Source organism: Tunturiibacter psychrotolerans (assembly GCF_051013365.1).
Taxonomy (GTDB): Bacteria; Acidobacteriota; Terriglobia; order Terriglobales; family Acidobacteriaceae; genus Edaphobacter; species Edaphobacter psychrotolerans_A.
Genome location: NZ_CP132941.1, coordinates 4,517,686 through 4,544,295, shown reverse-complemented (window position 1 = coordinate 4,544,295; position 26,610 = coordinate 4,517,686). Strand labels below are relative to the sequence as shown.

General features: G+C 58.1%; 23 protein-coding genes. 12 read left to right on the top strand and 11 right to left on the bottom strand.

Going from position 1 to position 26,610, the window contains the following annotated elements; all coding sequences use genetic code 11:
• Nucleotides 1-114: 114 nt before the first annotated feature.
• Complete coding sequence (locus tag RBB76_RS19170; protein WP_429629303.1) at nucleotides 115-4,647, bottom strand: glutamate synthase-related protein; 4,533 nt, start codon at nucleotides 4,645-4,647, stop codon at nucleotides 115-117.
• A 200-nt stretch (nucleotides 4,648-4,847) separates the two neighbouring features.
• On the opposite strand from RBB76_RS19170, the gene RBB76_RS19165 reads away from it, so the two are divergent.
• The 9 genes from RBB76_RS19165 (at nucleotide 4,848) to RBB76_RS19125 (ending at nucleotide 14,340) form a co-directional block, all read left to right on the top strand.
• Nucleotides 4,848-5,288, top strand: coding sequence for an arginine repressor (locus RBB76_RS19165; RefSeq protein WP_429629302.1), 441 nt, complete (start codon nucleotides 4,848-4,850; stop codon nucleotides 5,286-5,288).
• Nucleotides 5,281-6,390 (top strand): N-acetyl-gamma-glutamyl-phosphate reductase, encoded by a 1,110-nt coding sequence (argC, locus tag RBB76_RS19160; protein WP_429629300.1) that lies wholly within the window; start codon nucleotides 5,281-5,283, stop codon nucleotides 6,388-6,390. The genes RBB76_RS19165 and argC overlap by 8 nt, the downstream gene beginning before the upstream one ends.
• Nucleotides 6,387-7,169 carry an acetylglutamate kinase gene (gene argB, locus RBB76_RS19155; protein ID WP_429629299.1) on the top strand — a complete coding sequence of 261 codons (783 nt, stop codon included), beginning with the start codon at nucleotides 6,387-6,389 and terminating at the stop codon, nucleotides 7,167-7,169. Before argC ends, argB begins: the two co-directional genes overlap by 4 nt.
• Nucleotides 7,166-8,422 (top strand): aspartate aminotransferase family protein, encoded by a 1,257-nt coding sequence (locus tag RBB76_RS19150; RefSeq protein WP_429629298.1) that lies wholly within the window; start codon nucleotides 7,166-7,168, stop codon nucleotides 8,420-8,422. Before argB ends, RBB76_RS19150 begins: the two co-directional genes overlap by 4 nt.
• Nucleotides 8,415-9,524 (top strand): ornithine carbamoyltransferase, encoded by a 1,110-nt coding sequence (gene argF / locus RBB76_RS19145; protein WP_429629296.1) that lies wholly within the window; start codon nucleotides 8,415-8,417, stop codon nucleotides 9,522-9,524. The genes RBB76_RS19150 and argF overlap by 8 nt, the downstream gene beginning before the upstream one ends.
• Before the next feature lie 214 nt (nucleotides 9,525-9,738).
• Nucleotides 9,739-11,079 (top strand): argininosuccinate synthase, encoded by a 1,341-nt coding sequence (gene argG / locus RBB76_RS19140; protein WP_429629295.1) that lies wholly within the window; start codon nucleotides 9,739-9,741, stop codon nucleotides 11,077-11,079.
• Nucleotides 11,080-11,495: 416 nt separating this feature from the next.
• Nucleotides 11,496-11,912 (top strand): hypothetical protein, encoded by a 417-nt coding sequence (locus RBB76_RS19135; protein ID WP_429629294.1) that lies wholly within the window; start codon nucleotides 11,496-11,498, stop codon nucleotides 11,910-11,912.
• Nucleotides 11,909-13,327 (top strand): argininosuccinate lyase, encoded by a 1,419-nt coding sequence (argH, locus tag RBB76_RS19130; RefSeq protein WP_429629293.1) that lies wholly within the window; start codon nucleotides 11,909-11,911, stop codon nucleotides 13,325-13,327. The genes RBB76_RS19135 and argH overlap by 4 nt, the downstream gene beginning before the upstream one ends.
• 407 nt (nucleotides 13,328-13,734) lie before the next feature.
• On the top strand, nucleotides 13,735-14,340 hold the full coding sequence (locus RBB76_RS19125; RefSeq protein ID WP_429629642.1) for a GNAT family N-acetyltransferase: 606 nt from the start codon (nucleotides 13,735-13,737) through the stop codon (nucleotides 14,338-14,340).
• Between the two features lie 66 nt (nucleotides 14,341-14,406).
• Here the strand turns inward: RBB76_RS19125 and RBB76_RS19120 are convergent, their stop codons facing one another.
• Nucleotides 14,407-15,198, bottom strand: a complete 792-nt coding sequence (locus RBB76_RS19120) for an ABC transporter ATP-binding protein (protein WP_429629291.1) — start codon at nucleotides 15,196-15,198, stop codon at nucleotides 14,407-14,409.
• Nucleotides 15,199-15,313: 115 nt separating this feature from the next.
• On the opposite strand from RBB76_RS19120, the gene RBB76_RS19115 reads away from it, so the two are divergent.
• Complete coding sequence (locus RBB76_RS19115; protein ID WP_429629290.1) at nucleotides 15,314-15,736, top strand: DoxX family membrane protein; 423 nt, start codon at nucleotides 15,314-15,316, stop codon at nucleotides 15,734-15,736.
• On the opposite strand, the gene RBB76_RS19110 is transcribed toward RBB76_RS19115, so the two are convergent.
• Nucleotides 15,723-17,114 carry a cytochrome P450 gene (locus tag RBB76_RS19110; protein WP_429629289.1) on the bottom strand — a complete coding sequence of 464 codons (1,392 nt, stop codon included), beginning with the start codon at nucleotides 17,112-17,114 and terminating at the stop codon, nucleotides 15,723-15,725. The genes RBB76_RS19115 and RBB76_RS19110 overlap by 14 nt on opposite strands.
• A 156-nt stretch (nucleotides 17,115-17,270) precedes the next feature.
• Between RBB76_RS19110 and RBB76_RS19105 the strand changes: the two genes are divergently transcribed.
• Entirely contained in the window at nucleotides 17,271-17,603 is a 333-nt protein-coding gene (locus tag RBB76_RS19105; RefSeq protein WP_429629288.1) for a hypothetical protein, read from the top strand.
• A gap of 56 nt (nucleotides 17,604-17,659) precedes the next feature.
• On the opposite strand, the gene RBB76_RS19100 is transcribed toward RBB76_RS19105, so the two are convergent.
• From RBB76_RS19100 to tdh, 8 genes are all read right to left on the bottom strand, one after another.
• Entirely contained in the window at nucleotides 17,660-18,415 is a 756-nt protein-coding gene (locus RBB76_RS19100; RefSeq protein WP_429629286.1) for an AIM24 family protein, read from the bottom strand.
• 42 nt (nucleotides 18,416-18,457) lie between these two features.
• Nucleotides 18,458-19,156, bottom strand: coding sequence for a glycosyltransferase family 2 protein (locus tag RBB76_RS19095; protein ID WP_429629285.1), 699 nt, complete (start codon nucleotides 19,154-19,156; stop codon nucleotides 18,458-18,460).
• Nucleotides 19,157-19,172: 16 nt separating this feature from the next.
• Nucleotides 19,173-19,649 carry a GyrI-like domain-containing protein gene (locus tag RBB76_RS19090; RefSeq protein WP_429629284.1) on the bottom strand — a complete coding sequence of 159 codons (477 nt, stop codon included), beginning with the start codon at nucleotides 19,647-19,649 and terminating at the stop codon, nucleotides 19,173-19,175.
• Between the two features lie 71 nt (nucleotides 19,650-19,720).
• Nucleotides 19,721-20,863: a radical SAM/SPASM domain-containing protein gene (locus RBB76_RS19085; protein WP_429629283.1), complete on the bottom strand. Its 1,143-nt coding sequence runs from the start codon at nucleotides 20,861-20,863 to the stop codon at nucleotides 19,721-19,723.
• Complete coding sequence (locus tag RBB76_RS19080; protein ID WP_429629281.1) at nucleotides 20,860-22,320, bottom strand: glycosyltransferase 87 family protein; 1,461 nt, start codon at nucleotides 22,318-22,320, stop codon at nucleotides 20,860-20,862. Before RBB76_RS19080 ends, RBB76_RS19085 begins: the two co-directional genes overlap by 4 nt.
• Entirely contained in the window at nucleotides 22,317-23,099 is a 783-nt protein-coding gene (locus RBB76_RS19075; RefSeq protein WP_429629280.1) for a TIGR04282 family arsenosugar biosynthesis glycosyltransferase, read from the bottom strand. Before RBB76_RS19075 ends, RBB76_RS19080 begins: the two co-directional genes overlap by 4 nt.
• A gap of 4 nt (nucleotides 23,100-23,103) precedes the next feature.
• Nucleotides 23,104-23,838, bottom strand: a complete 735-nt coding sequence (locus RBB76_RS19070; RefSeq protein ID WP_429629279.1) for a class I SAM-dependent methyltransferase — start codon at nucleotides 23,836-23,838, stop codon at nucleotides 23,104-23,106.
• Nucleotides 23,839-24,250: 412 nt separating this feature from the next.
• Nucleotides 24,251-25,285: an L-threonine 3-dehydrogenase gene (gene tdh, locus RBB76_RS19065; protein ID WP_429629278.1), complete on the bottom strand. Its 1,035-nt coding sequence runs from the start codon at nucleotides 25,283-25,285 to the stop codon at nucleotides 24,251-24,253.
• A gap of 193 nt (nucleotides 25,286-25,478) precedes the next feature.
• Between tdh and RBB76_RS19060 the strand changes: the two genes are divergently transcribed.
• Nucleotides 25,479-26,534 (top strand): 3-deoxy-7-phosphoheptulonate synthase, encoded by a 1,056-nt coding sequence (locus RBB76_RS19060; RefSeq protein WP_429629277.1) that lies wholly within the window; start codon nucleotides 25,479-25,481, stop codon nucleotides 26,532-26,534.
• Nucleotides 26,535-26,610: the final 76 nt, after the last annotated feature.

Sequence of the window (26,610 nt, the reverse complement as noted above, 5' to 3'; positions counted from 1 at the left end):
TTTCTTTCATCTGGCGCTCCGCCGTTGGGCAAGATTCCATACCTGCCCAACGCCAGTGCCAGAAACACACCATCATTAATTCGCCATGACCCATAGGTGGGCACGCGCGCAGACTTAAGCCTGAGGCCGCGGAGTCAACCGAACAAACGCCGCAGCCCTATTGTTCCAATCAGCCAACGTCGCCTGTCCAAGCCCGCTGCCCGACTCCTTTACGTGCTCCTCAATCAAGGCCTTCAGACTCGCCTGCGAATCAGCGTCGATAGAGCTAAATGACTCGGCTTCAATAAATTCTGGATGATATCTTAGCCCCGACACGAAGGAGCCGTCGGCATCCAGAATCCACGCAAGACCGCCTGTCATCCCGGCGCCAAAGTTCATTCCGACCCGGCCGAGAATCGCAACCACTCCGCCAGTCATGTACTCGCACCCATGATCTCCAACGCCTTCCACCACGGCAACTGCGCCCGAGTTCCGAACCGCAAACCGCTCTCCAGCTCGGCCTGCCGCGAACAGCTTTCCAGAGGTCGCGCCATACAGAGCCACGTTGCCGAGAATAACGTGGCTTCCGCTATCCTTGGCCGCAAGTCCGCGCGCCCGAATCACGAGCTCGCCACCCGACAGTCCCTTACCGACGAAATCGTTCGCCTGTCCATCGAGCACCAGCTTCATCCCGTCCACCGTGAATGCGCCAAAGGATTGCCCAGCCGTTCCGGTCAGATTAAACGTGACATCCGCAGCCAACTCACTCTGCGCACGTCGCAGCGCAATCTCGCCCGCCAGCCGCGCACCAACAGCCCGGTCGCAATTGGCAATCTTCGAATCAATAACGAACGCCTTCCCTGCATCGATCGCCGCCATCGCAGGCGCAACCCATGCCTCATCGAGCGGCGGCCCCGCCAATGGTTGATTGTTCCGCACACCCATAAACCGGCTCGGTCCATCCGAGGTTCTCGCCAGCATCGGTTGCAGGTCGAGATTCCCATCGAACCGAACCTGCTCCAGCAAATCGGACCGTCCAATAGCCGCCTCAATCGAAGGCAGCCCATACCGAGCCAGCAGATGCTGCAGATCCGCCGAAAGCTGTTCGAAGAACCGCACCACATGCTCCGGCTTTCCGCGGAACTTCGCACGCAACTCCGGCTTCTGCGTCGCAATTCCCGTCGGACAAGTATTCAGGTGACACTGCCGCGCCATATCGCAACCAAGCACTACCAGCACTGCCGTCCCAAACGCATACTCATCCGCGCCCAGAAGTGCCGCGATCAAAATATCCCGCGCGGTAGCAAGCCCGCCATCGGTCCGCAGCCTTACACGACCGCGCATTCCATTCTGCATCAGCACCTGCTGCGCTTCAGCAAGCCCAAGCTCCCACGGATTCCCCGCATACTTGATACTCGATAGCGCCGCCGCCCCCGTCCCGCCAGTGTTCCCCGCGATCACAATGTAATCCGCATACGCCTTTGCCACACCGGCAGCCACGGTGCCAACGCCGCAACCAGACACCAGCTTCACCCCAATCGCAGCCCGCGGATTCACTCGCTTCAGGTCATAGATTAACTGCGCCAGATCCTCGATCGAGTAAATATCATGATGCGGCGGCGGCGAGATCAACGACACCCCAGGCTGCGCATGCCGCAAGCGTGCAATCAACCCGCTCACCTTATGCCCCGGCAGCTGCCCACCCTCACCAGGCTTCGCCCCCTGAGCCACCTTGATCTCAATCTCCTCAGCATGCGCCAGGTACTCCGCCGTCACGCCAAACCGCCCCGACGCAATCTGCTTAATCTTGTTATTCAACGACACATGCACCGCAGGCGCTTCAACCGCAGCCTCCGCGACAGCAACACCTCCGCCAGACCGAGCCGCAAGGCTCAATCCTCCATCCGAATCAACCTTGTCTGCGCCCGCAGGATGCAGCCGATACACTGCCGAATCCTCGCCGCCCTCCCCAGTATTCGACCGGCCGCCCAGCATATTCATCGCAGCCGTAATCGTCTGATGAGCTTCCGGGCTCAGCGATCCCAAAGACATCGCACTCGCCACAAAGCGCTTGCACAGACTAGCCGGCAGCTCCACATCATTCAACGCCAGCTCAGGCCCAGCCGGACGAATCTCCAGCAGATCCCGCAACACAGCAGGATCACGCGCAATGACATCTCGCGTATAGATCGCAAACGCACCCGCAGGATCGGTAGGCTGCGGCACATTTCGCGCGCTCCCCACGACCGACTGCAACGCCTTCACCGTAGGCGGCTGCCACGCATGCGGCTCCGAAACATCCGCCTTCCGGAATCGAACCCATCCATAATCCGGCAAATCCGTTGTAGCCGAAACAGCGCTCTCGCCCGCAATCCACGTCTGACGTAACTGCCGCTCCACTTCCGCAAATCCAATTCCTGAAAGCGGTGCCGGTGTCCCAAAGAAACATCGCGCCACCACACTCGAGTGCAGGCCAAGAATGTCGAACAGATGCGCCCCCCGATAGCTATCCACCACCGAGATCCCCATCTTCGACATCACCTTCGCCAGACCCGCATCAAGCGACTTCATCATCTTCCGCTCAGCATCCGCTGCATCTGTCCCCGCAGGCGCAAGACTCCTGCCTGTCTCGAGCGCAAGCCACGGACAGACCGCTCCAGCCCCATACCCAATCAACACCGCAGCATGGTGAATATCCCTGCAATCTCCCGCTTCCACAGCAAGCCCAGCCAATGTGCGCAGCCCAGCATCCACTAACGAATGATGCACAGCGCCTGTCGCCATCGCCATCGGAATCGGCAGTCTGTCCGGACTCGCACTTCGGTCAGACAGCAGCAAAATCCGAGCGCCCTCACGCACCAGCTTGATCGCCTGCATACACAGCTCATCAAGCCCCTGCGTCAGCGTCTTCTCCGCATCAAACACCGATTGCAGCTCAGCCAACTTCAGCTCTTCCTTGTGCGGATACTCACCCGCCCGGAGCGCCTCCACCTGCCCAAGCGTCAGAAACGGAGAAGGCAAGGAGAGCCCCGGCAAGGGAGCGTTCTTATCCAGCATGTGTGGCCAAGGGCCAAGCCGCGTGTGCAATTGCACAACGCAAGCCTCGCGCAAAGGGTCGATCGCAGGGTTAGTCACCTGCGCAAACCGCTGCCGAAAGTATGCGTAAATCGGACGTGGCGATCGGGCCAGGAACGCGAGTGGCGTATCATCGCCCATCGAATAAACCGCGTCCTTACCCTCCAGCGCCATCGGCTGAAGAATCATCTTCACATCTTCGCGCGTATATCCAAACCCACGCTGCACCCCAGCCAACGCAACAGAATCCACCACCGGCGCCGCAGCCGCAATCAGCGGAGTATCTTCGACCAGCTTGGCGTATGTCGCCCCCGCATCGAACAGCTCCAGAAGCTCTTCGTCCTCATAAACTTTGTGCTTCTCCAGATCCACCAGAAGCATCTGCCCCGGCCCCAACCGTCCGCTGTGCGTCACCTCTTCCGGATCGAGATCCACCAATCCCGCCTCCGACCCCGCAACCACCAGCCCCGCACTAGTAATTGCGAATCGACAAGGCCGCAGTCCATTCCGATCCAACGCCGCACCCACCACGCGTCCATCGCTGAACGCCAGCGCAGCCGGACCATCCCACGGCTCCGCGCAATCCGTGTGATATCGCAGGAACGAAGATTCATGATGGCCATCCGTCGCAGGCGGCAGCAGCATGCGAATCGCCTCAGCCAGCGTTCTACCGTTCTGAGACAGCAACTCCACCGCCTCATCCAGACTCGTCGAGTCAGTTCCGCCTTGCGTCAGGACGGGCTTACACTCCACCGGTAGTGTAGAGTCGCGAGCGTCCATCCGCGCGCGATTCCCCCACACGGTATTGATCTCTCCGTTGTGCCCCAGATTCCGCCCGGGCTGCGCGCGATGCCAGGTCGGCAGCGTGTTCGTCGCATACCGCTGATGAAACACCGCAAACGGCGTAACGTAATCTTCCGAAGCGAGGTCCGGATAAAAATCGCGCAGGAAACTCCCCGTGCACATCGCCTTATAAACAATCGTCTGCGACGACAACGAGCACACATAGCCCGTCACATCTCCCCGTTCATGCGCTCGCTCGAACTGCTTCCGCGCAAGGTACAACCGCCGCTCCATCGTCCCGGCCTCTGCGTCCGCCGAGTCCACAATCAGTACCTGGCGAATCTTCGGCATCGTCGCCAGCGCCATCTCTCCCAGCCACTCGGTTCGAACCGGAACGTCGCGCCAGCAAAGTATCTCGAAGTCATGCGACAGCAGACACCTCTGAAGAACCTCCTCAGCACGCGTCTCTTCCACCGGGATCAACAGCATCCCCACACCAAGCAGTTGAGTGTCCCCGATCGAAAGATTTGCAGCTTTCACCAGCAGCGACCGCGGAATCGCGGTCATCACGCCAACACCATCGCTGCTCTTCCCATCAGCCGCCGTCGCCCCACGATGAGCCAGCCTGCTCAGCGCTGTCAGGGCCTGCTTCAAAATCAAATGCGAAGGCGAAGCATCGACAGAGGCAACAAAACCCACACCACACGAATCATGGTCAAAACGCTCGTCAATCAGCGACGGCGAAACTGCCAAAGACACACCCGCATCACGGCGAGTTGGGTTCAAACGAACTGCCAGGGACCGTTCCATGCTTCACTATACGTCGCACCCGGCACAAAAAAACCGGTTGCAACCCTTCCTTTTTTGTAAAGCTTCCATCAATCGAAATATTGAGGAATACGTATGTATAAATATACACAAATAAATGTATATTTATACAGATCGGCTTCATCTGTAAATTCAGCCGCCGTTGACGACTTAAATACAAGAAGGCGAGTACAACAAAATTCATGAAACAACAGCGTCACGCCGCAATTCGAGAACTCCTGGTAAAGACCCCGGTCACCAGCCAGGACGAGTTGCGCCGAAAATTAGCAGGGCGCGGTTTTCATGTCACTCAGGCAACATTATCGCGCGATATTCACGAGTTGAGATTAAATAAAGGACCAACGGGCTACTCTCTTCCCGGCGGCAACGGCTACGACGAAGACGCGCTCCCGGGAATTCGCGAAGTCCTCGAAAGCTTCGGCCTCGAGGTCCGCCAGGCAATCAACCTCCTCGTCCTCGTCACGACCACCGGAAGCGCCCAACCCATCGCTGCCGGCATCGACTACGAGGACTGGCCCGAAGTCGTAGGAACCATCGCCGGCGACGACACGGTCCTCATCATCTGTCCGGACGAAAAACAAGCAAGTCTCTTGAAGACACGAATCGAAGGCTATCTTGGTTAACACCGCAACGACGAACGTACTCGAACAACCTACCTCACGCACCACCGCCCCCCGAACAGCAATCGCCGGTATCGGCGGCTACGCGGGTGGCGAACTTGCGCGCCTGCTCCTGCATCATCCAAGGTTCCGCGAGACAGCCCCCATATTTCTCGGCCGCGCCGGAGAATCCGACACAACCGCGGCGCTCCGCCTCGAAGACATCCACCCGCAGCTCGCGGTAGCAGGCAACAAAACCCACGAGATCCTCCCCTTCACTTGGGAGCGCATCGTCGACAGCGGAGCCGAGATCTTGTTCCTCGCTACCCCGCACGAGCAGTCCCGCGAGTGGGTTCCCGAAGCCATCGAGCGGGGAATCAAGGTCATCGACCTCAGCGGTGCATGGCGTCTCCAGCACACCGCCAATCGAAGCGTCTATAAGCTCAAGGACGCCAACGCCGAGCACGCCTCCCTCCTTCAGGCCGAAGCCGTCTACGGCTGCCCGGAACTTCACCGCGACGAGATCCGCAACGCACGCCTCGTGGCCAATCCCGGATGCTACGCCACCTCTGTCATCCTCGCGCTAGCTCCCCTCGTTCAAGCTGGCCTGGTCGACCTCGACCACGGAATTATCTGCGACGCCAAATCCGGAGTCAGTGGCGCAGGCAAAGCACCCACAGCCAAGACCCACTTCATGTACGCCGCCGACAACCTCTCAGCCTACGCAGTCTTCGGCCACCGCCACACCGGCGAGCTGCTCGAGCAGCTTCACATCACCTCGGACCAGATCCAGTTCACCCCGCATCTACTCCCCATACCGCGCGGCATTCTTTCCACAATCTACCTTCGCCTCAAGAATAAAATTGAATCAGCCACAATCACCGACGTGCTTCAGAATTTCTATCAACACAGCCCGCTGGTCCGGCTCCGGTCCACGCCCCACCTGCCAGAGATACAACATGTCGTACGTACTAACTTCTGCGACCTCGGCTTTGCACTCGCTCCCGACGGAAAGCGTCTAGTCTTGGTCTCCTGCCTCGACAATCTGTTGAAGGGAGCCTCCGGCCAGGCAGTACAAAATCTCAATCTGATGTGCGGATGGAACGAAGAGGAGGGCTTGCTGTGAGATTTGTCGTCAAACTAGGCGGTGCCTCTCTTGAGGACAAGAAGATCCTCCACGCCTGCGGCAAAGCCATCGCCGACCTAGTCGCCGATGGAAATCAGGTAGCCGTCGTCCATGGTGGAGGCGTGCAGCTCACCCGCACCCTCGCCCTCATGGGCAAGAAGAGCGAGTTCATCTCGGGCCTGCGCATCACCGATGCCGAAACCCGCGATGCCGCCCTCATGGTTCTCGCCGGCCGCGTGAACAAATCCCTCGTCGCCTCCATCGGCTCGCACGGCCAATCCGCGGTCGGCCTATCCGGTGGCGATGGCCACGTCTTCCGCGCCCGTAAGAAAAAAACCAACCCCGACCTCGGCTTCGTAGGCGAGATCGCCGCCATGGATCCCAAGTGGCTCGAAGCCATCTGGGCCATGGGCGCAGTTCCCGTAATCTCCTCCATCGCCCTCGGCTTCGACGGCGAGTACTACAACATCAACGCCGACGAGATGGCCGCAGCCTGCGCCATCGGCACCAAAGCCGACACCCTCGTGTTCCTCACCGACGTCCCTGGCGTCAAAGGTGCCGACGGCAACGTCATGCGCTGGCTCACACTCGCGCAGATTCCCGCCATGGAGCAGGCGCAGGTAGTCTCCGGCGGCATGCTGCCCAAACTGAATGCCTGCCGCGAAGCCCTCACTCACGGCGTCAAACGCGTACGAATTCTTCCCGCGGAAGCGGCATCTCTATTACCTGACCTCGTCTCAACGCGGGTCAACGACGGAACGGAGGTCATGGTCGCATGAGCGCAACACCCAACTTGCAATCCATCCAGGCGGCGGAAAAAAAGCTGCTCCTCAACACCTACGAACGCAACCCCATCCTCTTCGTCAGCGGACAGGGCGTCCACCTGCGCGACGAAAACGGCAACGACTACCTCGATCTCCTCAGCGGCATCGGCGTCTCCGGCCTCGGCTACGGACACCCCGCCGTCGAAGAAGCCATCGCAAAACAATCGAAGCGCCTCATCCACACCTCCAACCTCTTCTTCCACGAGCACACCGCCGAACTCGCCCTCCGTCTCACAGAAATCTCCGGCCTCGACCGCGCCTTCTTCACCAATAGCGGCACAGAAGCCTGGGAAGCAGCCCTCAAGCTAGCCCGCGCCAACGCCGGTCGCCTCCGCGCTCAGGGCGAAACCATCGGCACCAGGTTCCTCGCTCTTGATCACAGCTTTCACGGCCGCACCATGGGCTCCGTAGCCACAACTGCGAAAGATAAATATCGCGAACCCTTCATGCCGGTCATGCCCGGCGTCGACTTCGTCCGCTTCAACGACGTAGCCGATCTCCGCGCAAAATTCTCCAACGAAGTCTGCGCAATCTGCATCGAGCCCATTCAAGGCGAAGGCGGCATCCACCCCGTAACCCAGGAGTTCTTCGCGGCCGCACGCGAACTCTGCCACTCCACCGGCGCCCTCCTCATCGCCGACGAGATCCAGTCCGGCATGGGCCGCACCGGCAAATGGTTTGCCTACCAGCACTACGGCATCCTTCCCGACATCACAACCCTCGCCAAGCCCATCGCCAACGGCATCCCCATGGGCGCGATGCTCTGCACCAACGCAGCCGCCGAATCCATCACCCCCGGCATGCACGGCACCACCTTTGGCGGCAATCCACTCGCCTGCGCCGTAGCCATCGCCGTCATCGACACCATCAAGCGCGACAACATCCTCGCCCACATCAACGAGGTTGGTTCCTACTTTCACGACCAGCTCACGCAACTCGCAAAACGCCACGACTGCATCACCGAAGTCCGCGGCAAAGGCCTCATGCTCGGCATCGAAATCAACTCCGCCGACCTCGCCCAGCGCATAGCCGCCCAAATGATGGAGCGCCGCATCATCATCAACCGCACTAGTGAGACAGTCCTTCGTCTGCTCCCACCCTTCCTTCTCGAGCGTCAACACGTCGACACCGCCATCAAAGCCTTCGACGAGGTCTTCACCGCAGCACTCGCCGGCGCAGCACCGGCAGGAGGCAAAGCCAATGGGTAGCAAAACCGTCACCATGAACTCCCCCCTCATAAACTCCAAGTCCGAAACCGAAGACTTCTCCCCGACACGCTCACGCGCCACCCTCGGCATCCAATCCGACACTGCCTTCAGTGAAGCCTCCAAGCGCCTCAGCGGCCGCGACCTCTGCTCCATCGCCGACCTCACCGTCGAGGAGATGGCCGCCCTCATGGAGCTCGCCCACGCCGTCAAAGCCAACCCCGAAGACTTCCGTCACGCCCTCGACGCGCGCCAGATGGTCATGTTCTTCGAGAAGGCATCCCTCCGCACCCGCCTCACCTTCGAGACCGCCATCAACACCCTCGGCGGCAACGCCATCTTCGTCGACCAGACCCAGTCCCCCCTCGGCGAGCGCGAATCCCTCTCCGACATGGCCCACAACATCGAGCGCTGGATGGCCATCATGGTCCTCCGCACCTACGCCCACGACACCATCACCGAGATCGCCGCCTGCTCCAAGATCCCCGTCATCAACGCCCTCTCCGATCTCGAGCACCCCTGCCAGGCCATCGCCGACTTCTTCACCCTCGAAGAGCGCTTCGGCTCCGCAGAGGGCCTCCACTTCACCTACGTCGGCGACGGCAACAACGTCTGCCACTCCCTCATGCTCACCGCCGCGCAACTCGGCTCCCACTGCACCGTAGCCACGCCGAAAGGCTTCGCCCCCAAACTAGAGATCATCCACAAAGCCATCGAGATCGCCGAAACCACCGGCGGCAGCATTACTCTCATGCACGACCCCGTCAAAGCCGTCACCGGGGCCGACGCCGTCTACACCGACGTCTGCACCTCCATGGGCTTCGAGCACGAGGCCACCAAGCGCGCTCCCATCTTCAAGCCCTACCAGGTCAACGAAGCCCTCATGGCCAACGCGCAAGCCGACGCCGTCTTCATGCACTGCCTCCCCGCCCATCGCAACGCCGAAGTCACCGACGCCGTCCTAGACGGCCCCCAGTCCCTCGTCTTCGACCAAGCCGAGAATCGCATGCACGCCCAAAAAGCCATCCTGCTCATGCTCCTCGGCGGAGCCAAGCGCACCACCAACAGCCGCAACCGCGCATCGCAATCCCGCAAACGCAGCTAGTTCCGCTGCCAAGAAAACAGATTGGTTTGAAATATCCTCTGAGTGCATTGTTTCAAGTCGTCATCCTGAGCGAAGCCTCGCAGTCTCATCGCGAGGCGCAGTCGAAGGACCCCGACGAATTCAAGCAACCTCAACCGCTCAAATCTTTTGCCGAACTGTTCAACCCATGTCCAGATCACTAACGCATCTGCCCAACCATTGAGGTCTGCATCAAATGTCTGTAATCCTAGAAACCCTACCCCTCGGCCAAAAAGTCGGTATAGCCTTCTCCGGCGGACTCGACACCAGCGCCGCGCTCCACTGGATGAAGCAAAAGGGTGCCCTCCCCTACGCTTACACGGCCAACCTCGGCCAGCCCGACGAAGCCGACTACGACGAGATCCCCCGCAAAGCCCTCGAGTACGGAGCCGAAAAGGCCCGCCTCATCGACTGCCGCGGCCCCCTCGTTCGCGAAGGCATCGCTGCCCTCCAGTCCGGAGCCTTCCACATCACCACCGCCGGCGTCACGTACTTCAACACCACCCCCATCGGCCGGGCTGTAACTGGGACAATGTTAGTGACGGCGATGAAGGAAGACGACGTCAACATCTGGGGCGACGGCTCCACCTTCAAAGGCAACGACATCGAGCGCTTCTACCGCTACGGCCTCCTCGTCAACCCCGACCTCAAGGTCTACAAGCCCTGGCTCGACCCCACCTTCATCGACGAGCTGGGTGGCCGCGCCGAGATGTCCGCCTTCATGACCAAGGCCGGCTTCGGCTACAAGATGTCCGCCGAAAAAGCCTACTCCACCGACTCCAACATCCTCGGCGCAACCCACGAAGCCAAGGACCTCGAACTCCTCACCACCAGCATGAAGATCGTCTCCCCCATCATGGGCACCGCCTTCTGGCGCGACGACGTGGCTATCAAACCCGAAGCCATCACCGTCCGCTTCGAAGAAGGCTTCCCCGTAGCCCTCAACGGCAAAGAGCTCTCCGACCCCGTAGCCCTCATGCTCGAAGCCAACAGCATCGGTGGCCGCCACGGCCTCGGCATGAGCGACCAGATCGAAAATCGCATCATCGAAGCCAAGAGCCGCGGCATCTACGAGTCACCCGGTCTCGCTCTCCTCTTCATCGCCTACGAGCGCCTCATCACCGGTATCCACAACGAGGACACCATCGAGCAGTACCGCGACAACGGCCGCAAACTGGGCCGTCTCCTCTACCAGGGCCGCTGGTTCGACCCCCAGGCCATCATGCTCCGCGAAGCCGCCCAGCGCTGGGTCGCCAAACCTGTAACCGGCGAGGTTACAATCGAGCTCCGCCGAGGCAACGACTACTCCATCCTCAACACCGCCTCACCCAACCTCACCTTCCACCCCGAGCGCCTCACCATGGAAAAGGGCGAATCCACCTTCTCCCCCCGCGACCGCATCGGCCAACTCACCATGCGCAACCTCGACATTACCGACACCCGCGCCAAACTAATCACCTACGCCCAAAGCGGCCTAATCACCCTAAGCAAAGGCAGCGAGATGCCCCAACTAAACAATGGGAGCGACAAGAAATAACCTCATAGAAAATGACCACTACGCGTTACTCATTGGGAAACGTTGTACTACTGATAGTGGGGACACTGGTCTGTCTATTCATTACCTTCCTTTTGATAATGACTGGCGGATTTGGGGCTGATCCGGTACACGATTTCCAGAGTCTCGCGGTAACATCTCTGCTCGTTGTTGGGCTTTTATCGTGTCCTACCTATCTTCTGATGTTCCGATGGAGAAAGGTCGGGGCTACAGGAATGTGGTGTGTAGCGATCTCTTGCGCAGTAATTGCATTGATCGGAGGACTGGTTATGCAATTACTGGGTCTGGTAGCCCTGCTTATGGTTGAAGCTTCGATTTGTGAAGCAATCAACTCAGGAAGTAAAACCCACGAGTTACCCTATGGCCGTTCCTAGCTTTGCGTCATCAGGAAGGGACGCATGAATTCCAATTCCATTCGTTGGCCCCTGCTCATCCTTGCGTCAGTTTTCGCCGTTCCTCTGACCTGGTTTGGACTTATGGCAGCAGCGTTCAGCGAAGCCGGATGGCAAAATCCGATCGCCGTTACACTCTTCTGGCTGTTGCCTTCGCTGTCACTGCCCGTGCTCGCGACTTATGGGCTGTGGAAGCGAGTGCCTCCTGCCACGATGTGGGGATTCGCCTTCTGCCAATGGATCGTAATTTCATGGCTTAATTGGGATTCGTACTTGCAAGGGCGATCGACTACCTCGAATCCGCTGTTGATTTTGCTGAGTGGCGGCGTCGCTTTTCCGGTGTGGTGCTGGATTGCTATCGCAGCTGTATGTCAACTTGAAAACCACTTTCGCCGAAAGCTTGGGACACTTACTCGACCATGACTGAAAAAACAAACCAAAACTCAACCAAAATGTGGTCCGGCCGCTTCCGCGAACCACTAGACCCCACCTTCGAATCCTGGCAGCGCTCCTTCCCCTTCGACTGGCGCCTCGTCCCCTACGAAGTAGAAGCCAGCATAGCCCACGCCCGCGCTATCGAAGCCGCAGGTATCCTCACCAGCGAAGAGCTCCTGCAAATGGAAGAAGGCCTCCGCGCCGTAGCCAGGCAGCAAGCCGAACAAGGCGAAGCCATCGTCACCGCCAACCCCCAGGCCGAAGACGTCCACCACTACGTCGAACTCGAACTCACCAAACAAATCGGCGACCTCGCCCTCAAGCTCCACACCGGACGCAGCCGCAACGAGCAGATCGCCACCGACATGCGCCTCTTCGTCCGCGAAGCCATCAACAACACCCTCGCGGGCCTCACCGCATGGCGAAAAGCCCTCATCGACCTTGCCGAATCCGCAGGCGAAGCCACGATGCCCTCCTACACCCACCTCCAACGTGCCGAGCCCGTCCTCGTAGCCCACTGGCTCTTAGCCTATGTAACGATGATCGAGCGCGACGCCAGCCGCCTCACCGACGCCCGCAAGCGCATGAATCTCTGCCCCCTCGGCTCCGGAGCAGTAGCAGGCGCAACCCTCGCCCTCGACCGCACCATCGCCGCCGCCGCGCTGAACTTCGACGCCCCCACGCCCAACAGCATGGACGCAACCAGCGACCGCGACTTCGCCTTAGAGTTCACCCAAGCCATCGCCACCCTCGGCATCCACATCTCCCGCTTCGCCGAAGAACTCACCCTCTACTCGACAGCCGAGTTCGGCTTCCTCGACTTACCCGAGCGCTTCTCCACCGGCTCCAGCGCCATGCCACAAAAGAAGAACCCCGACCTCACCGAACTCATCCGAGGAAAATCCGGTCGTCTGCTAGGCGCAGCCACAACACTAGCCACGCTCATCAAAGGCCTCCCCCTCGCCTACAACAAAGACCTGCAGGAAGGCCAGGAGCCAGTCTTCGATGCAGCCGACACCATCGCCGGAATCCTCAGCGTCCTCCCAGCCTTCACCGCATCCCTAAAATTTCGCTACGACACTATGAAGGCCGCCGCCCACTCCGGCTACCTCAACGCTATGGCCGCCGCAACCTACCTCACCGACAAGGGCATTCCCTTCCGCAAAGCGCACGAGCACATCGGCAACGCCGTCCGCCTCGGCCTTGAAACCCAACGCGAACTCCAGCAACTCACCCTCGACGAACTCCGCGCCATCTGCCCCCAGTTTGGTGAAGACTTCTTCCCCGCCATCACCCTCGAAGCCACCCTCGACTGCCACGACGTCATCGGCGGCACCGCCCGCTCCCGCGTCAAAACCGCACTTGCCGAAGCGAAGGCCCGCTTAGCAGCCGCAAAAACATAAACCAGGATCAATCTACCGAATCTTTCCAGTCACGAAGGCATAGAGGCAAACCACCAGAGCAACGGCAACAGCTACCAACACGAATGCAGTGATGACATCGGATAGGGGCGTTACAAGCTTGTTCTCCTCCGACCTCCGTCGTCGCAAGAACAGCAGAAAAGGATGTTCGGATTTACCTTCTTTGACAACCCTTGTCGTGGCAGAAAGGATTTCCATGACGAAATGCTACCGAGTCGGGCATAAAGAAGGCATAAGTCTCGAACCAAAAGATCGCAAAGATCGCATTCGAATCCACAGCTCCCGTACCGCACTCCTCAACACTCGCACCAAACCGAATCATCAAATCATCCAATACTCTGCGAAAATAAAAAGAAGGAGTCTAAACACAGTTGCCCACCACCCCCCTGATGACCGTGAGTGAATCCACCTCCTCATCGCGCCCCCGCGTAGGCGGGGCAACCGTGCGCAAGGCCAAACTCCCCGACGCCGTCAACATCTTCGACCTCGTCAACTCCCTCTCCGGCGACGGCACCCTCCTCCGCCGCAACTACGCCGAGATCTGCGAGAACATCCGCGACTTCGCCGTAGCCGAATCTCCCGTCGAAGGAGACTCAGGCGGCGTCTTCTTGGGCTGCGGAGCCCTCCACCTCTACGGCCCACACCTCGCCGAGGTCCGCTCCATCGTCGTCAAGCCCGAAGCCAAAGGTCAAGGCGCAGGCGGTCGGCTTCTCCGCGCCCTCCTCGAAGAAGCTGAAGAGCAAAAAGTCACCGCCGTCTGCCTCTTCACCCGCATCCCCGACTTCTTCTTCCACTTCGGCTTCCGCGTCGTCGACCGCACCACCCTGCCCGACAAGATCTACAAGGACTGCCAGACCTGCCCCCGCCTCTATGCCTGTGACGAGGTAGCCATGGTCCGCGGCCCCTTGCCAAAGATCGCCGTCCTCGGCCCATCACGCATAGCCCAACCCGAGCTAGTCAAGCTGCAGACCGGCGTAATCCCCCACACCGACTAAGCCTAAAAGGTACACAAGTCACGAAGTGACCGACCCACGCGAAGTGGGCCCGTCCGGCAGGACCCATCACCAAGCGTGATAAAAGCCATCCCTCTCCGAAAGCTGAACCTCCGTCTTAAACAACTCACTCAGCCGCTCTGCAGTGAGCAGCTCCTCCTTCGATCCATCCGCAATAATCCGCCCCTCCCGCATCATCAAAATCCGATCGATCTCCGGCGGAATATCCGCAATATGGTGCGTGATCAGCATGATCCCAGTCCCCTGCTGCGCGAGCTTCCGCATCAATCCCCGCAGCTCCGCCTGAGCCGCCAGATCCAGCGCATTCGAAGGCTCATCCAGCAGCAACATCCCCGCCGACCCCACCAGTGCCCGCCCAATCATAATGCGCCGTTGCTGCCCTGCCGACATCTCCCCCACCAGCTTCTCCGCAAACCCCACCGCATCAATCTGCTGCAACACCTCCTCCGCATGCGCTCGCATAGCATCAGTCACCACAAGATTCGGCCACAGCGTACTACTCGAGAAAAACCCGGTAATCACCGCATCCCGCCCGGTTGTCTGCAACGTCTGCCTCCCCGGCAGCTCCGCCGAAACAACTCCCAGCCGCTTCTTCAGCTCCGTCAGATCCCACCGCTCACGCCCGAAGATCCTCACCTTCGTCTCCGGCTGCACCATCGGATAACACTCACACGTGATCGTTTTGATCAACGTCGACTTCCCGCAACCGTTCGGCCCAAGAATAGCGATGTGCTCCCCTGCGTTCACCGAAAGATTGATATCGTGAAGAACGACGTTATCGCCACGAGCTACATTGACATGAGCAAGATAAAGAAATGGTTCCGTTGCTGTCTCGTGCATAACTTAAGAATACAGAGACCCGCGTCCTGCTTATGCAAATCGCGAACACTCCTTATGCACAAACAGGCCTGAAGCAGGCATCACACAAGACAAGACCACCGAGAGCGGAGAAACAATGGTAGACGAACCAAAGCTTCGTAATGAACAACTGGGCTATGCCTTACTCCGCGCAGTCGTCGGAGTAAATCTCATGATGCACGGCGTAAGCCGCATGATCACAGGCCCAGGAGAGTTCGCAGCAAAGCTGGTCATGCAATTCGAACACGTTCCACTTCCCGCCTGGAGCGTCTGGGTCTTCGGTTTGATTCTTCCGGCGACCGAAGGTTTACTAGGATTATTGATTCTTGTCGGCCTCAGAACCCGCGCAGCGCTCGTCGCAGCGAGCCTTCTCATCATGCTGCTCACCTTCGGCTCCGCACTCTTACAAGATTGGAATCTCACCGGAACTCAACTTGCCTACGCCTTCGTATACTCCGTCTTGATCTTTCTTCATCAGTACGATGGATGGTCCATCGACGCGTGGATCAAGCGACATTAGGCCGCCGTTCCACAAAAAGCGGAACCCCAAACTTCGGCCTGAGACTGATCGCTGGATTGAGCGCAATCTCCCTCCCGGCTTGCGAGGCAGTCAGCCGCCAGTCACGCACAATCGTAGCCAAAGACAACACTCCTTCCATCCAGGCCAGCCCTTCGCCAATGCACTGGCGACTACCCGCGGCAAACGGGAAAAACGCAAATCGCGGCCGCGACTTCGCACAATCCTTCGCAAATCTTTCTGGGTCGAAACTCAACGGATCAGAGTAGAAACGCGGATCTCGCTGAATCACGAACTGTGACGCCACCAAAATCGCTCCCTTAGGAATAGCATAGCCCGCAATCTCGTAAGGTTGAACGCATGTCCGTGCAATCACCCATACCGGCGGATAGAGCCTCAACGTCTCCGAGAACAATTGCGTCGCATAGGGCAAACGTGCGTAATCATCCGCCGTAGCCGCGCGATCGCCCAGCACCTCCCGCGCCTCATCATGCACACGCGTCTGCATCTCAGGATGCTTCGCCATCAGCCAAAGCGCAAAGCTCAACGCATTCGCAGTGGTCTCATGTCCAGCCAGCATGATCGTCAAACACTCATCATGCACCTGTTGATCCGACATGCGACCAGTCGAGCCTTCAGTGTCGACCGCCTCCAGCAACATCGAAAGAAGATCGCCCCGATCCCCCGGCACCCTGCGGCGCTCCGCAATCATCTCGTAGATCATCGCATCAAGATCCGCCTGGCCCTTACGAATCCGCTTCATCGCCGGCAGCGGCAGTCGCTGAATCTGTTCAGAAAACGGCAGGATCGCAAGAGGAAGAAATCCCATAAAGGCGTCAACCGCTGCCGAAACCTTCTTCACCTCTTGTTGTGATTGCACATCCAGATCAAACAGACACTTCCCAACGATCCGCAGCGCAAGTTCAAGCATGTCTTCATGCACATCGTGGACCGAACCCGACCTCCAACCCTGCGAAATCTCAACCGCGTTCTTTCCGATCACCTTACCGTAGGCCGCAATCCGTTGACGCAAAAACGCGGGCTGCGCAAGTCGTCGCTGTCGCATATGCAACGGCTCTTCGCTCGTCAGCAAGCCCTCGCCGAGAACGATCTTTGCCCGCTGCATCACGATCCCCCGGTGATGCTTATTCGCATCCTTCACGAGCAAGTCATCGACGAGCTCCGGATGATTCAACTGATAAATGTGCCGCCCGAAGATGGTGTAGTGCACCAGGTCGCCATAGAGCCGCGCCGATTCACTCATCGACTCAATCGCGTTCTGACGAAACATCCGACCAGAAAACAAACGCGACGAAAACGAAGGCCCCGCAGGATATCTCCCTGACCGCCCAGCGCGAATATCAACAGCAACAGTGGTCATTCAAGCCTCTGATTTGAGTCTAGATGCAGTGGGCCTGGATGGCAGCGCCGAGACCGAAGTGACTTTGATCCGCTAGACAAAAGGACTTTACGACTTTCTTATCCTCCCCATGATCCACTGATAGAGAAAGCTCCACTTGTCTCACGCATATAAAAAATGAGCCGCATCGCCACTGTCCTGATTCTGTTTGCCGCCGCCGCTCTCGAAGCTGGGGGCGATGCTCTCATTCGTGCAGGCCTTCACACTAACGCGGCGCGGTCTCGTTACCTCATGTTCGGAGCCGCCGCAATCATACTGTTCGCCTACGGATGGACGGTCAATGCACCGCCATGGGAGTTTGGAAAACTGCTCGGCATGTACATTGTCTTCTTCATCATTGCCCAACTTCTTTCCTGGCTTGTCTTCAAACAGCCTCCTTCAGCAACGGTCCTCATCGGTGGGATATTGATCGTTGCCGGAGGAATAGTCATCTCTCTCGCAAAGTCATAGAAGAGCATCTCAAACAAACGCGAAACAACATGCGGAAATAGCAAAATTGATCACGACTACATGCCCTTCAGAATGGAACCGACAATACCACCAACAACCCCACCCTCAGCCGCCTGCTGCGCGCGTTCCTTCGGGAGGTACTCCTGAATCTGGTGAGCAAGACGCGAGATGGGTAGAGTTTGCAGCCAAACGCGACCAGGACCAGTCAGTGCTGCAAGAAAAACTCCATCTCCGCCAAAGATCATATTCTTGATGCCCGGAACGCGTTGGATTTGAAACGCAACAGTCCCCTGGAAAGCGCCCACATGACCGGGGTGAACACGAAGAGTCTCGCCCGGGGCGAGATCCTTAATAACAACCTCTCCCGATAACTCAAGCCACGCGATTCCCTGCCCGCTGACCTTCTGCAGCAGAAATCCATCGCCTCCGAAGATTCCGGCCCCCAACGACTGCTGAAATCCAACCCCCAACGCAATAGCTGCAGTCGCGCAAAGGAAGCCATGGCGATGAACCATATACTCATGCCCCGGACCGACCTCCACCGGAACAATATGACCCGGAACGCGCGTAGCAAACGCAACCTCGCCCGGCCCTCCTATTGCGCGATATTCCGTCATAAAGAGCGACCCGCCGCCCGCAACTCGTGCGATAGCGCCGAAGAAGCCCCCACCTCCAGCGTGCTGCGTGTGCGTAGTCATCTGGACAGTCGCCGTCATCCACGAAAGCTCCCCCGCCTCCGAGATGACCGCGTCATCTGTGCCGAGGGCAAACTCCAGAACAGGCATAGTGGTGCCAACAATACGGCTTTGCATGTCTCTCTCCCGGATAGCGTTAACGCGACAAGTATACGATGCTCAACCTGGACCGCGAGAAAGACCGATGCGGAACAGTACCTCAAGGATTCGCACTGCAGCCTTCACACTACCCCTCACATCACCCGAAACCTTGGAAATTCCAGCCACCCGCCTGCGATAATCGACTGGCACCTCTAGAATTCGCAGCTTCTTCTGCGCTGCACGAATCTGCATCTCCAGATTCCATCCGTAGGTAAGCTCTGACATATGTAACGATTCCAGTGACGTTCTCCTTATCGCTCGAAATGGTCCCATGTCCGTATAGTGAACGCCTTGGAAAAGACGCAAAAGAGTACTGACGAAATACGCAGCGAAGATCTGAGACCCAAGCATAGATCCCGCCTCGCGGTTGCCACGCATGCGCGAGCCTATAACAAAATCCGCATCCCCGGCCTCGATCGGAGCCACCATCCGTGGCAGGTCAGCGATCACGTCGGAACCATCCCCATCCATGTAGACGAGGATCGTACTCGTAGGCAGTGCAGCCTCGCTGCCCGCTTTACAGGCGGCCCCGTAACCGCGAGCCGAGCGAATCACACGCGCCCCCGCGGCCTCCGCAACAGCACCGGTTCCATCGCTGCTCCCGTTATCCACGACAACGCATTCGGCGATCAGATGCCACGGCATCTCAGAGACGACAAAACCGATAGATTCAGCTTCATTCAGCGCGGGAATAATGACAGAAATTGGCAGGGGCATAATGAGCAGAAATCAGTTACCGAAGGCCAACGTACACTTCAATCTGCGCCTTCTCCGGATCGGCCGAGCGCTGGTCGTAGATCTCGTAGTCAGCGCGAAAAGACCGAATCCCACCCAACTCCGCTACAGGCATGGAGCAGATTCGCTTCCATGTCTCCGAAACGACCTGCTTGATCGGTCCTCGCTCCGACGTGACAACACAGTACCGGCCGCCGGGAATATATTTGGCAACAAAGTTCGCAGGGACATTCAGAATAGATGACACCGGCAGTCCAAGAAGATAGGTGTAGTGGCCGTCAAGACCACCCTCATAATCCGTGTACACTGCCGTCAAATTGATACCGGTCTTATTCGGAATCTTCGACGCAAGATTGTCCCTCAGCAGCTCATGCCAGATCTCACCGATCTTACCGCTACCATTTCGTTCAGCCGAATTCTGGGTACGGGCCGCTATGCCTACCACGTAAAAACCCGCGTGGCGCTGAATATTCATCGCATCCTCTCTCTGTTTCGCAGGTGCGATTATAAGGGGTCGCCGCAAAGCTGCACATGCGTTTGTCGATGTCAGAGGCTCCAGCGAAGCCCACAATTCGCACAGGCGGGCGGCGGTGCGCTGGTCAGCAGACCCTCGCGAAACCGCTGATACTCAGCACCGTTCCATATGTCACGAAGGCTTGCCTGCGTGGCATCCCCCAAAGTAAAGCTGTCATAACCCTTCATGCTGAAAGGTGCAATGCAACACGGCAGCACGCGGCCGTTCGCCGTGATATACATCAGCGACCACGGCCGGCGACAGAGAGACCAGGGGCTGTCGGACCGCTGCATCTTAATCGACTCACCAGGATCAACAGCACCCGACGCCGAAAACATTACCCCTAACTCGCGTGCAACCGATTCAGCTTCACGAATAAGCGCCTCTTCCCGTTCGGTAGTATGTTCAAACAACGCCGACTCTGCCCGCGCCAGAGAGTGTTCATCCATCGGAACATCAAAAAACACCAGCCGCTGCAAATAAACTTCCATGACGCCGATGGAGTGCGCCAGGCGAACAAAGTTCGGAAGCTGATCGACCGTCTCCCGCAGACCTGTAAGCCACAACGACACCCGTGGCTTCGGAGCGTCCAGCTCCCGCTGCAGCCTTGTGAAGTTCCTGACGTTCGCGACGATCTTATCGAAGAAGTCTTTGCCCCGAACCATCTGAAACACCTCTGATTCCGCAGCGTCAAGTGACACTCTAAGCTCGTCAAGACCAGCCTCAATCAAAGCCCGACCGTTTGCCTCCGTCAACAAAGTCCCATTCGTATTGAACAGAACATATATATTTCGGTCCTTCAGATACTTCACGCGCTGAGCAATGTCTTTCACCAGCATCGGCTCGCCAATGCCATGCAGCACAACACGCGCAATAGTCGGATATTGGTCGATGAGCGATGTGAAAAGCTCCCACGGCATATCCGCCTCGGGCTCCAGATCTTCATAGGTGCGCGGACAAGTCGTGCATAACAGGTTGCATCGGTTCGTAGTCTCGAGATATAGACAGACGGGCTCCTGAGCTGCGACCGGAGCAAGATGCGCATCAGCCTCCGGTTTCTCGAAGTACCGGCGCATGCGATTCTTCTCCTCCTCAGCGCGCTGCGCCGCAGGGCTAAGGCCCTCCTTCTCGCGGAGTAGGTCATCGGAAGGAATGATCGGAAGCAATGTACTCATAGTGGCTCGCTCGTTACCGTGGGTTGCACAAACATAGACCGGTGAATCGGCCAACGCCTTAGAGCTAATTGAATTATCAGCGCCGCGAAGACCGAAGCGTAAAGAATTTTGTTCGCGAGAAACATCTTGGGGCCCGGCTCTCCCAATGCAGTCGTGTACAGATAAAAGAAACCAAGCACATAAGTCAGAATTGGCAGATTCGGCATCAGCGTAAAAAATGGAATCAACCAGAGGATGTACCAGGCGTAGTGCGGCGAAAAAAGAAACATCAACGCCGCCGCAAGCGCAAAGGCAGGCGGAAGAAACGAAGCGACGCCATCAAAATCAAATGGCCTCTGATAATTGTCCCCCTCAAAACCAGAGACGCGCCAGCACCACCAGATGATTCCCAGGAATACCGCCGCACAAAAGCCAAAGTAAGTCGCCGTCGTAAGACTGTGAAGCCCCGGAATCTGTTGTGTGAGCTCAAGCAGAAAGTAGCGTGCACCAGTTGCCAGGCCCTCCTCTTTGACATACCCTCCAAGAAACCCGAAGACCAACAAGCCAACGCTGGAGTATGCCGCATAACCCAACCCAACCAAACCCGCGACCATAGCAGGCATCTTAAAATCCCCGCGACGATAAAGGGCAGGAAGCAGCACCAGCGGATAAAGTTTCAGCAGAACAGCGACACCGAGAAAAATTCCCGTCAGTACAGGCTGCCTCCGATAGCGAGCCAGCAAAGCCAGCGCGATGAAAGCCATCGCCGCAGAGTCAAGATGCCCCGAGCCGGCAATCTCCCACACAACCACCGGACACCACGCATAAAGCAGCGTCTGCTCGCGGCGAATCCCAAGAGCGCGCAGCAAGCCGACCAGCGCATACATCGTGACCCCTTCAAACAGCACCATCACGGTCTTCATGAAAGTGATCGTCGGAGAGATCCACGTAATCAGATAAAACAGCGCCTGCGCCGCCGGTGGATAGATGGTATGCGCATAGTCGCGTCGGTTGATTTTCTCGAAGATGCTCTCATGCGACCCACGCAGAAAAGCAAGCACAGCATCCCCAGGAACGTAGCGGTAAGGGCTTATGTGCGCATGCTGCACCACTCCATCCCACACATACCGATAGATGTCACTCGAAAGATAGGGAGCGGCGGGCAATGCAACCAGGCGGCACGCAACTGCAACCAGAAGAATGATCGGAAACGTAAATTTATCAACCGGCTGTGTCGTAACGATCAACGCCGCGCCAAGATAAAGTAGGCAAGACCAACCCGACACGCCGGAAAATCCAATCGTGAAGTGACTGTATTCGCTGATGAGTTGCCGTGTAAGGAAGAACAACCCAATCCCTATCAGGACCAGAGCAGCATTCGTCTGCCAGGCGCGAGCAACAGACCAGTGTTTGACAATCGAAGAATCAACCCCGAAATCGGCGGGTGCGCTTCCAGCCACATTGGTAGTGGAGGTCATCGACGACCGCTTCCCTGTTCATTAAGCGCAATCAGATATGCGCGGGTACTCTCGGCGCAATAGCCGGGAAGCGTAGCAAATGGTGGCGGCACATCTCCAAGAAGCTCAGCGGTCAGCAACCCAAGTGTCTCGCCGTCATCCACGTCATACCAAAGCGGCAGAACAACGACTTCGATGCCGACGCTCTTTGCCGCTGCAACCGTCTCCGCAAAGACCGACGAGGTACTCCATCTAATATCGGCGAACACTTCGGAGTGAGCACGCTTCAACCCAATCAGATAGTAACCCCCATCCTGTGATGGCCCAAGCACAATGCGGTCGCCGTCCTTCTGCAACTCGGCGATGGCCTGCTCGAAGGCCGCAGCCGGAACGGTGGGCGAGTCCGAGTCGATTAGGCAAACGCTACCAAAGCCGCAAGACAGTAGGTCCTGCGCCGTCGCAAGTAGGCGCTCACCAAAATCACCGCCACGCTGCGGGATTAAGACAAAATCATCTGGCAGAAGATTGTTGAAAAAAACTTCATCGCCCACCGGTGTGTATGAGATCACGCCAGCAGCAGGACTCGACGCAGCAACCGCGCCAATATTCGCGGCAGTATCCCGAAGAAAACAGGCGTTGAGTTCCGCAGCCTGGTCGAGGGTCAAAGGCGGCGCAAGTCTTGTCTTCACCTTGCCGGGGCGCGGCGCCTTCGCCATCACCGCAAGTGCGCACTGGCTCGCTCGCGGAGCAAGCGGCACCGCTGGATCAAGAATCGAGTAACTCACCGTGAGAGCAGTCATAAAATTAAACCGCCTCCCATGCGATCGTGGGGGCCCGCAGACCGGTCAAACCTTCGCGATCTTTCCTGCAGACCGCATACTGATACCAACCATCGTATTGCAGCTCGACATCTCCCCACGGTTGCGAGTGAATCAACGCTGAAAAATCCGTCGGAGTCATCACATCAGCCTGTCTCGGTTCGCGGTATTTCCCAGCAGGGCTGCTGCTTAACTTGGAAAGTAGCCACATGCAGCCTAGGGGTATCCGCGTGCGAAACCCCGAAGTGGGTTCAGCGATAAAACATCTTCCACCTGGCCGCAGAACGCGAAAGATCTCACTCAGCACCGCCTCCCGCTTCGCCACAATCAGAAACAGTCGCGAAACGACAATCGCGTCGATCGAGTTAGAAGCATCAGGAAGAGAATGCGCGTCGCCATGTGCAAAGGTGCAGTTTTGAAGGCTGCGACTGGCCGCCCGCGATTTGGCTCTCGCAAGCAGGCGTCGCGACAGGTCGACGCCAGTTGTGTGAATCTGCGGATACTCCTCCGAGAGTCGACAGGCATAGAACCCCGGCCCACAGCCAAGCTCAAGAACATGCGTGTCCGGTGCTGGCCCCTCCGGCGGAAACAGCGCTCGACTGATCTCCGCGGTGTGATCGCGAAACAGGTACTCGCGGCAAAGGGAGTAAAACCAGGAGCAGCTCTCAAAAAGAGAGGCTGGTTGCTGCACAGGAGGATGCGGAAGGGTTCGGCCGGACATTTCGCAGTCGCTTGTCTCCACACTTAGCCTTATCGAGGTTTGAACGTGCACTTCGGTCAAAAAAGCTCTCTTGCAGTGAATAAGATAATAGGCGCTTAATGGTCTGGAATCTTCAACTTTCTGCTCCCGAACAGTTTGATGCCGATCTCCTCTTAAGGTTACGAAGCAGCACAGGGAACGGTTGGCAGCCACTCAATCAGTCGCGCACGTGTTCCGATCACACAATCGAAAATTTACGTGAAATTTGTTGATCGGCGGGACAAAACCCTAGCCGCATGTCCCAATCGCGTGCTTCAGCGAACTCCTACGCCGGTCCAAAAGACGTCCACCACGGTCTGCCCAATAAAATCTGGGCAACACCGTGGCGGTCGTCACATTCGTTTCCTGGCACAGCTCAACCCAGATCAAACACCTAAGCGACATCGCTCCAGTCGAGAATCACCTTCCCCGAATTTCCCGACCGCATCGCCGCAAATCCGTCTTCATAGTCCCGCCAGTTCATCCGATGCGTAATGACGCCCGAAATATCCAACCCGCTCTGAAGCATGACGGTCATCTTGTACCAGGTCTCATACATCTCCCGCCCATAGATCCCGCGGATCGTCAGCTGGTTAAACACCACCTGGTTCCAATTAATCGAAATATCTTCCGCCGGAATTCCCAGCATAGCGATCTTCGCTCCATGGCTCATATTGGCAAGCATGTCGCGAAACGCATTGGGATTACCCGACATCTCCAGCCCAACATCGAATCCCTCCTGCATCCTCAGCTTCTGCTGAATCTCCTTCAGCGGAGTCGCGCGAGGATCCACCGCCAGCGTCACTCCAACCTTCTCCGCCAGCGTCCTGCGATACTCATTCGGATCAGAAATGACCACATGGCGAGCCCCGGCATGCCGAGCCACCGCAGCAGCCATAATCCCAATCGGCCCCGCTCCCGTAACCAGCACATCTTCGCCAAGCACAGGAAACGCCAGCGCCGTATGGACCGCATTGCCCAGCGGGTCAAAGATCGCGGCAATCTCATGCGGCACCCCTGCGCTATGAATCCAGATGTTCGACATCGGCAGCACAATAAACTCCGCAAACGCCCCATTGCGATTCACCCCGACGCCCAGCGTATAAGCGCAAAGATGCCTCCGCCCCGCAAGACAGTTCCTGCAGCGCCCGCAAACCACGTGGCCCTCTCCACTCACAAGCTGGCCAATCGGAATGTCGGTTACGTTCGAGCCCACAGCCACTACTTCGCCCACGAACTCATGCCCAATCGTCAAACCCTTCTTGATCGTCGACCGAGCCCATGCGTCCCACTCGTAGATATGCAGGTCGGTCCCGCAGATACCCGTAGCCAGAACACGAATCTTGACGTCGTTGATGCCCATCTCGGGCTCTGGAACATCTTCGAGCCAAAGACCGCGTTCTTCGCGGCTCTTAACCAATGCCTTCACGGAGAAAACCTTTCCTGTTGCGTCGTGCACTCAATCGCGGCCCATTCGAAATTGGCCGCAGTCACCATTCTATTAGCACCGAGCCCGCCACTACCCAGCCACCACCCCCGAGGCTATAAGATGAAGTGATATTCAAAGTTTCACCAGCCTCACAGCGGAACGCCCGCTTCATCTGATCAGCCAAGCGAGACCCATGCTCTTTCCCACCGATGACCTTCGCATCACCTGGACCAAAGTCGTCCTCCCGCCCGTCGCTCTCGAAGAAGAACTCCCCATCACCGAAGCCGCCTCCGCGACCGTCTACAAAGCCCGCACCGAAATCATCAAGATCCTCCACGGCGAAGACCATCGCCTCCTCGTCGTCGTGGGCCCCTGCTCCATTCACGACACCGACGCCGCCCGCGAGTACGCCGAACTCCTAAAGACCGCAATTGCCGAACACTCCCGCGATCTCTGCATCATCATGCGCGTCTACTTCGAAAAGCCCCGCACCACCCTCGGCTGGAAGGGCCTCATCAACGACCCCTACCTCGACGAATCCTTCCAGATCAACGACGGCCTCCGCCAGGCCCGCCATCTCCTCCTCGACCTCGCCGAAATCGGCGTCCCCGCCGGTACCGAATTCCTCGACATGATCTCCCCCCAATATGTTTCCTCCCTCGTCAGTTGGGGAGCCATCGGCGCCCGCACCACCGAAAGCCAGGTCCACCGCGAACTCGTCTCCGGCCTCTCCTGCCCCGTCGGCTTCAAAAACGGCACCTCCGGCAACGTGCAGATCGCCATCGAAGCCATCCTCTCCGCCGGCCAGGCGCACAACTTCCTCGGCCACACCAAACATGGTCAGACCGCCATCTTCGTCACCAAGGGCAACCGCGACTGCCACATCATCCTTCGCGGCGGCCGCAACACCACCAACTACGACGCCGACGCCGTAGAAGAAACCTGCAAGCAAATGGAGAAGGCCGGCATACGCCCACAGGTCATGATCGACTGCAGCCACGCCAACAGCCACAAAGACCACACCCAGCAGTCAGCGGTCGCCCGCGACGTAGCCGCGCAAATCGCCGTAGGCGACAAGCGCATCATCGGCGTCATGCTAGAAAGCAATCTCGTCGCAGGCGCGCAAAAATTAGTCCCAGGCCAACCCCTCGTCTACGGCCAATCCATCACCGACGCCTGCATCGACTGGCCCGAAACCAAAGCCGCCCTCGCGGAACTAGCTTCCGCCGTCCGCTCCGCCCGCAACTGATGAATACCGAAAAAACCGCGAGAACCAGAAAGCCCTCATTCAAAGCAGAGCTTTCTGGCGCTCGAAGTCAACAAAA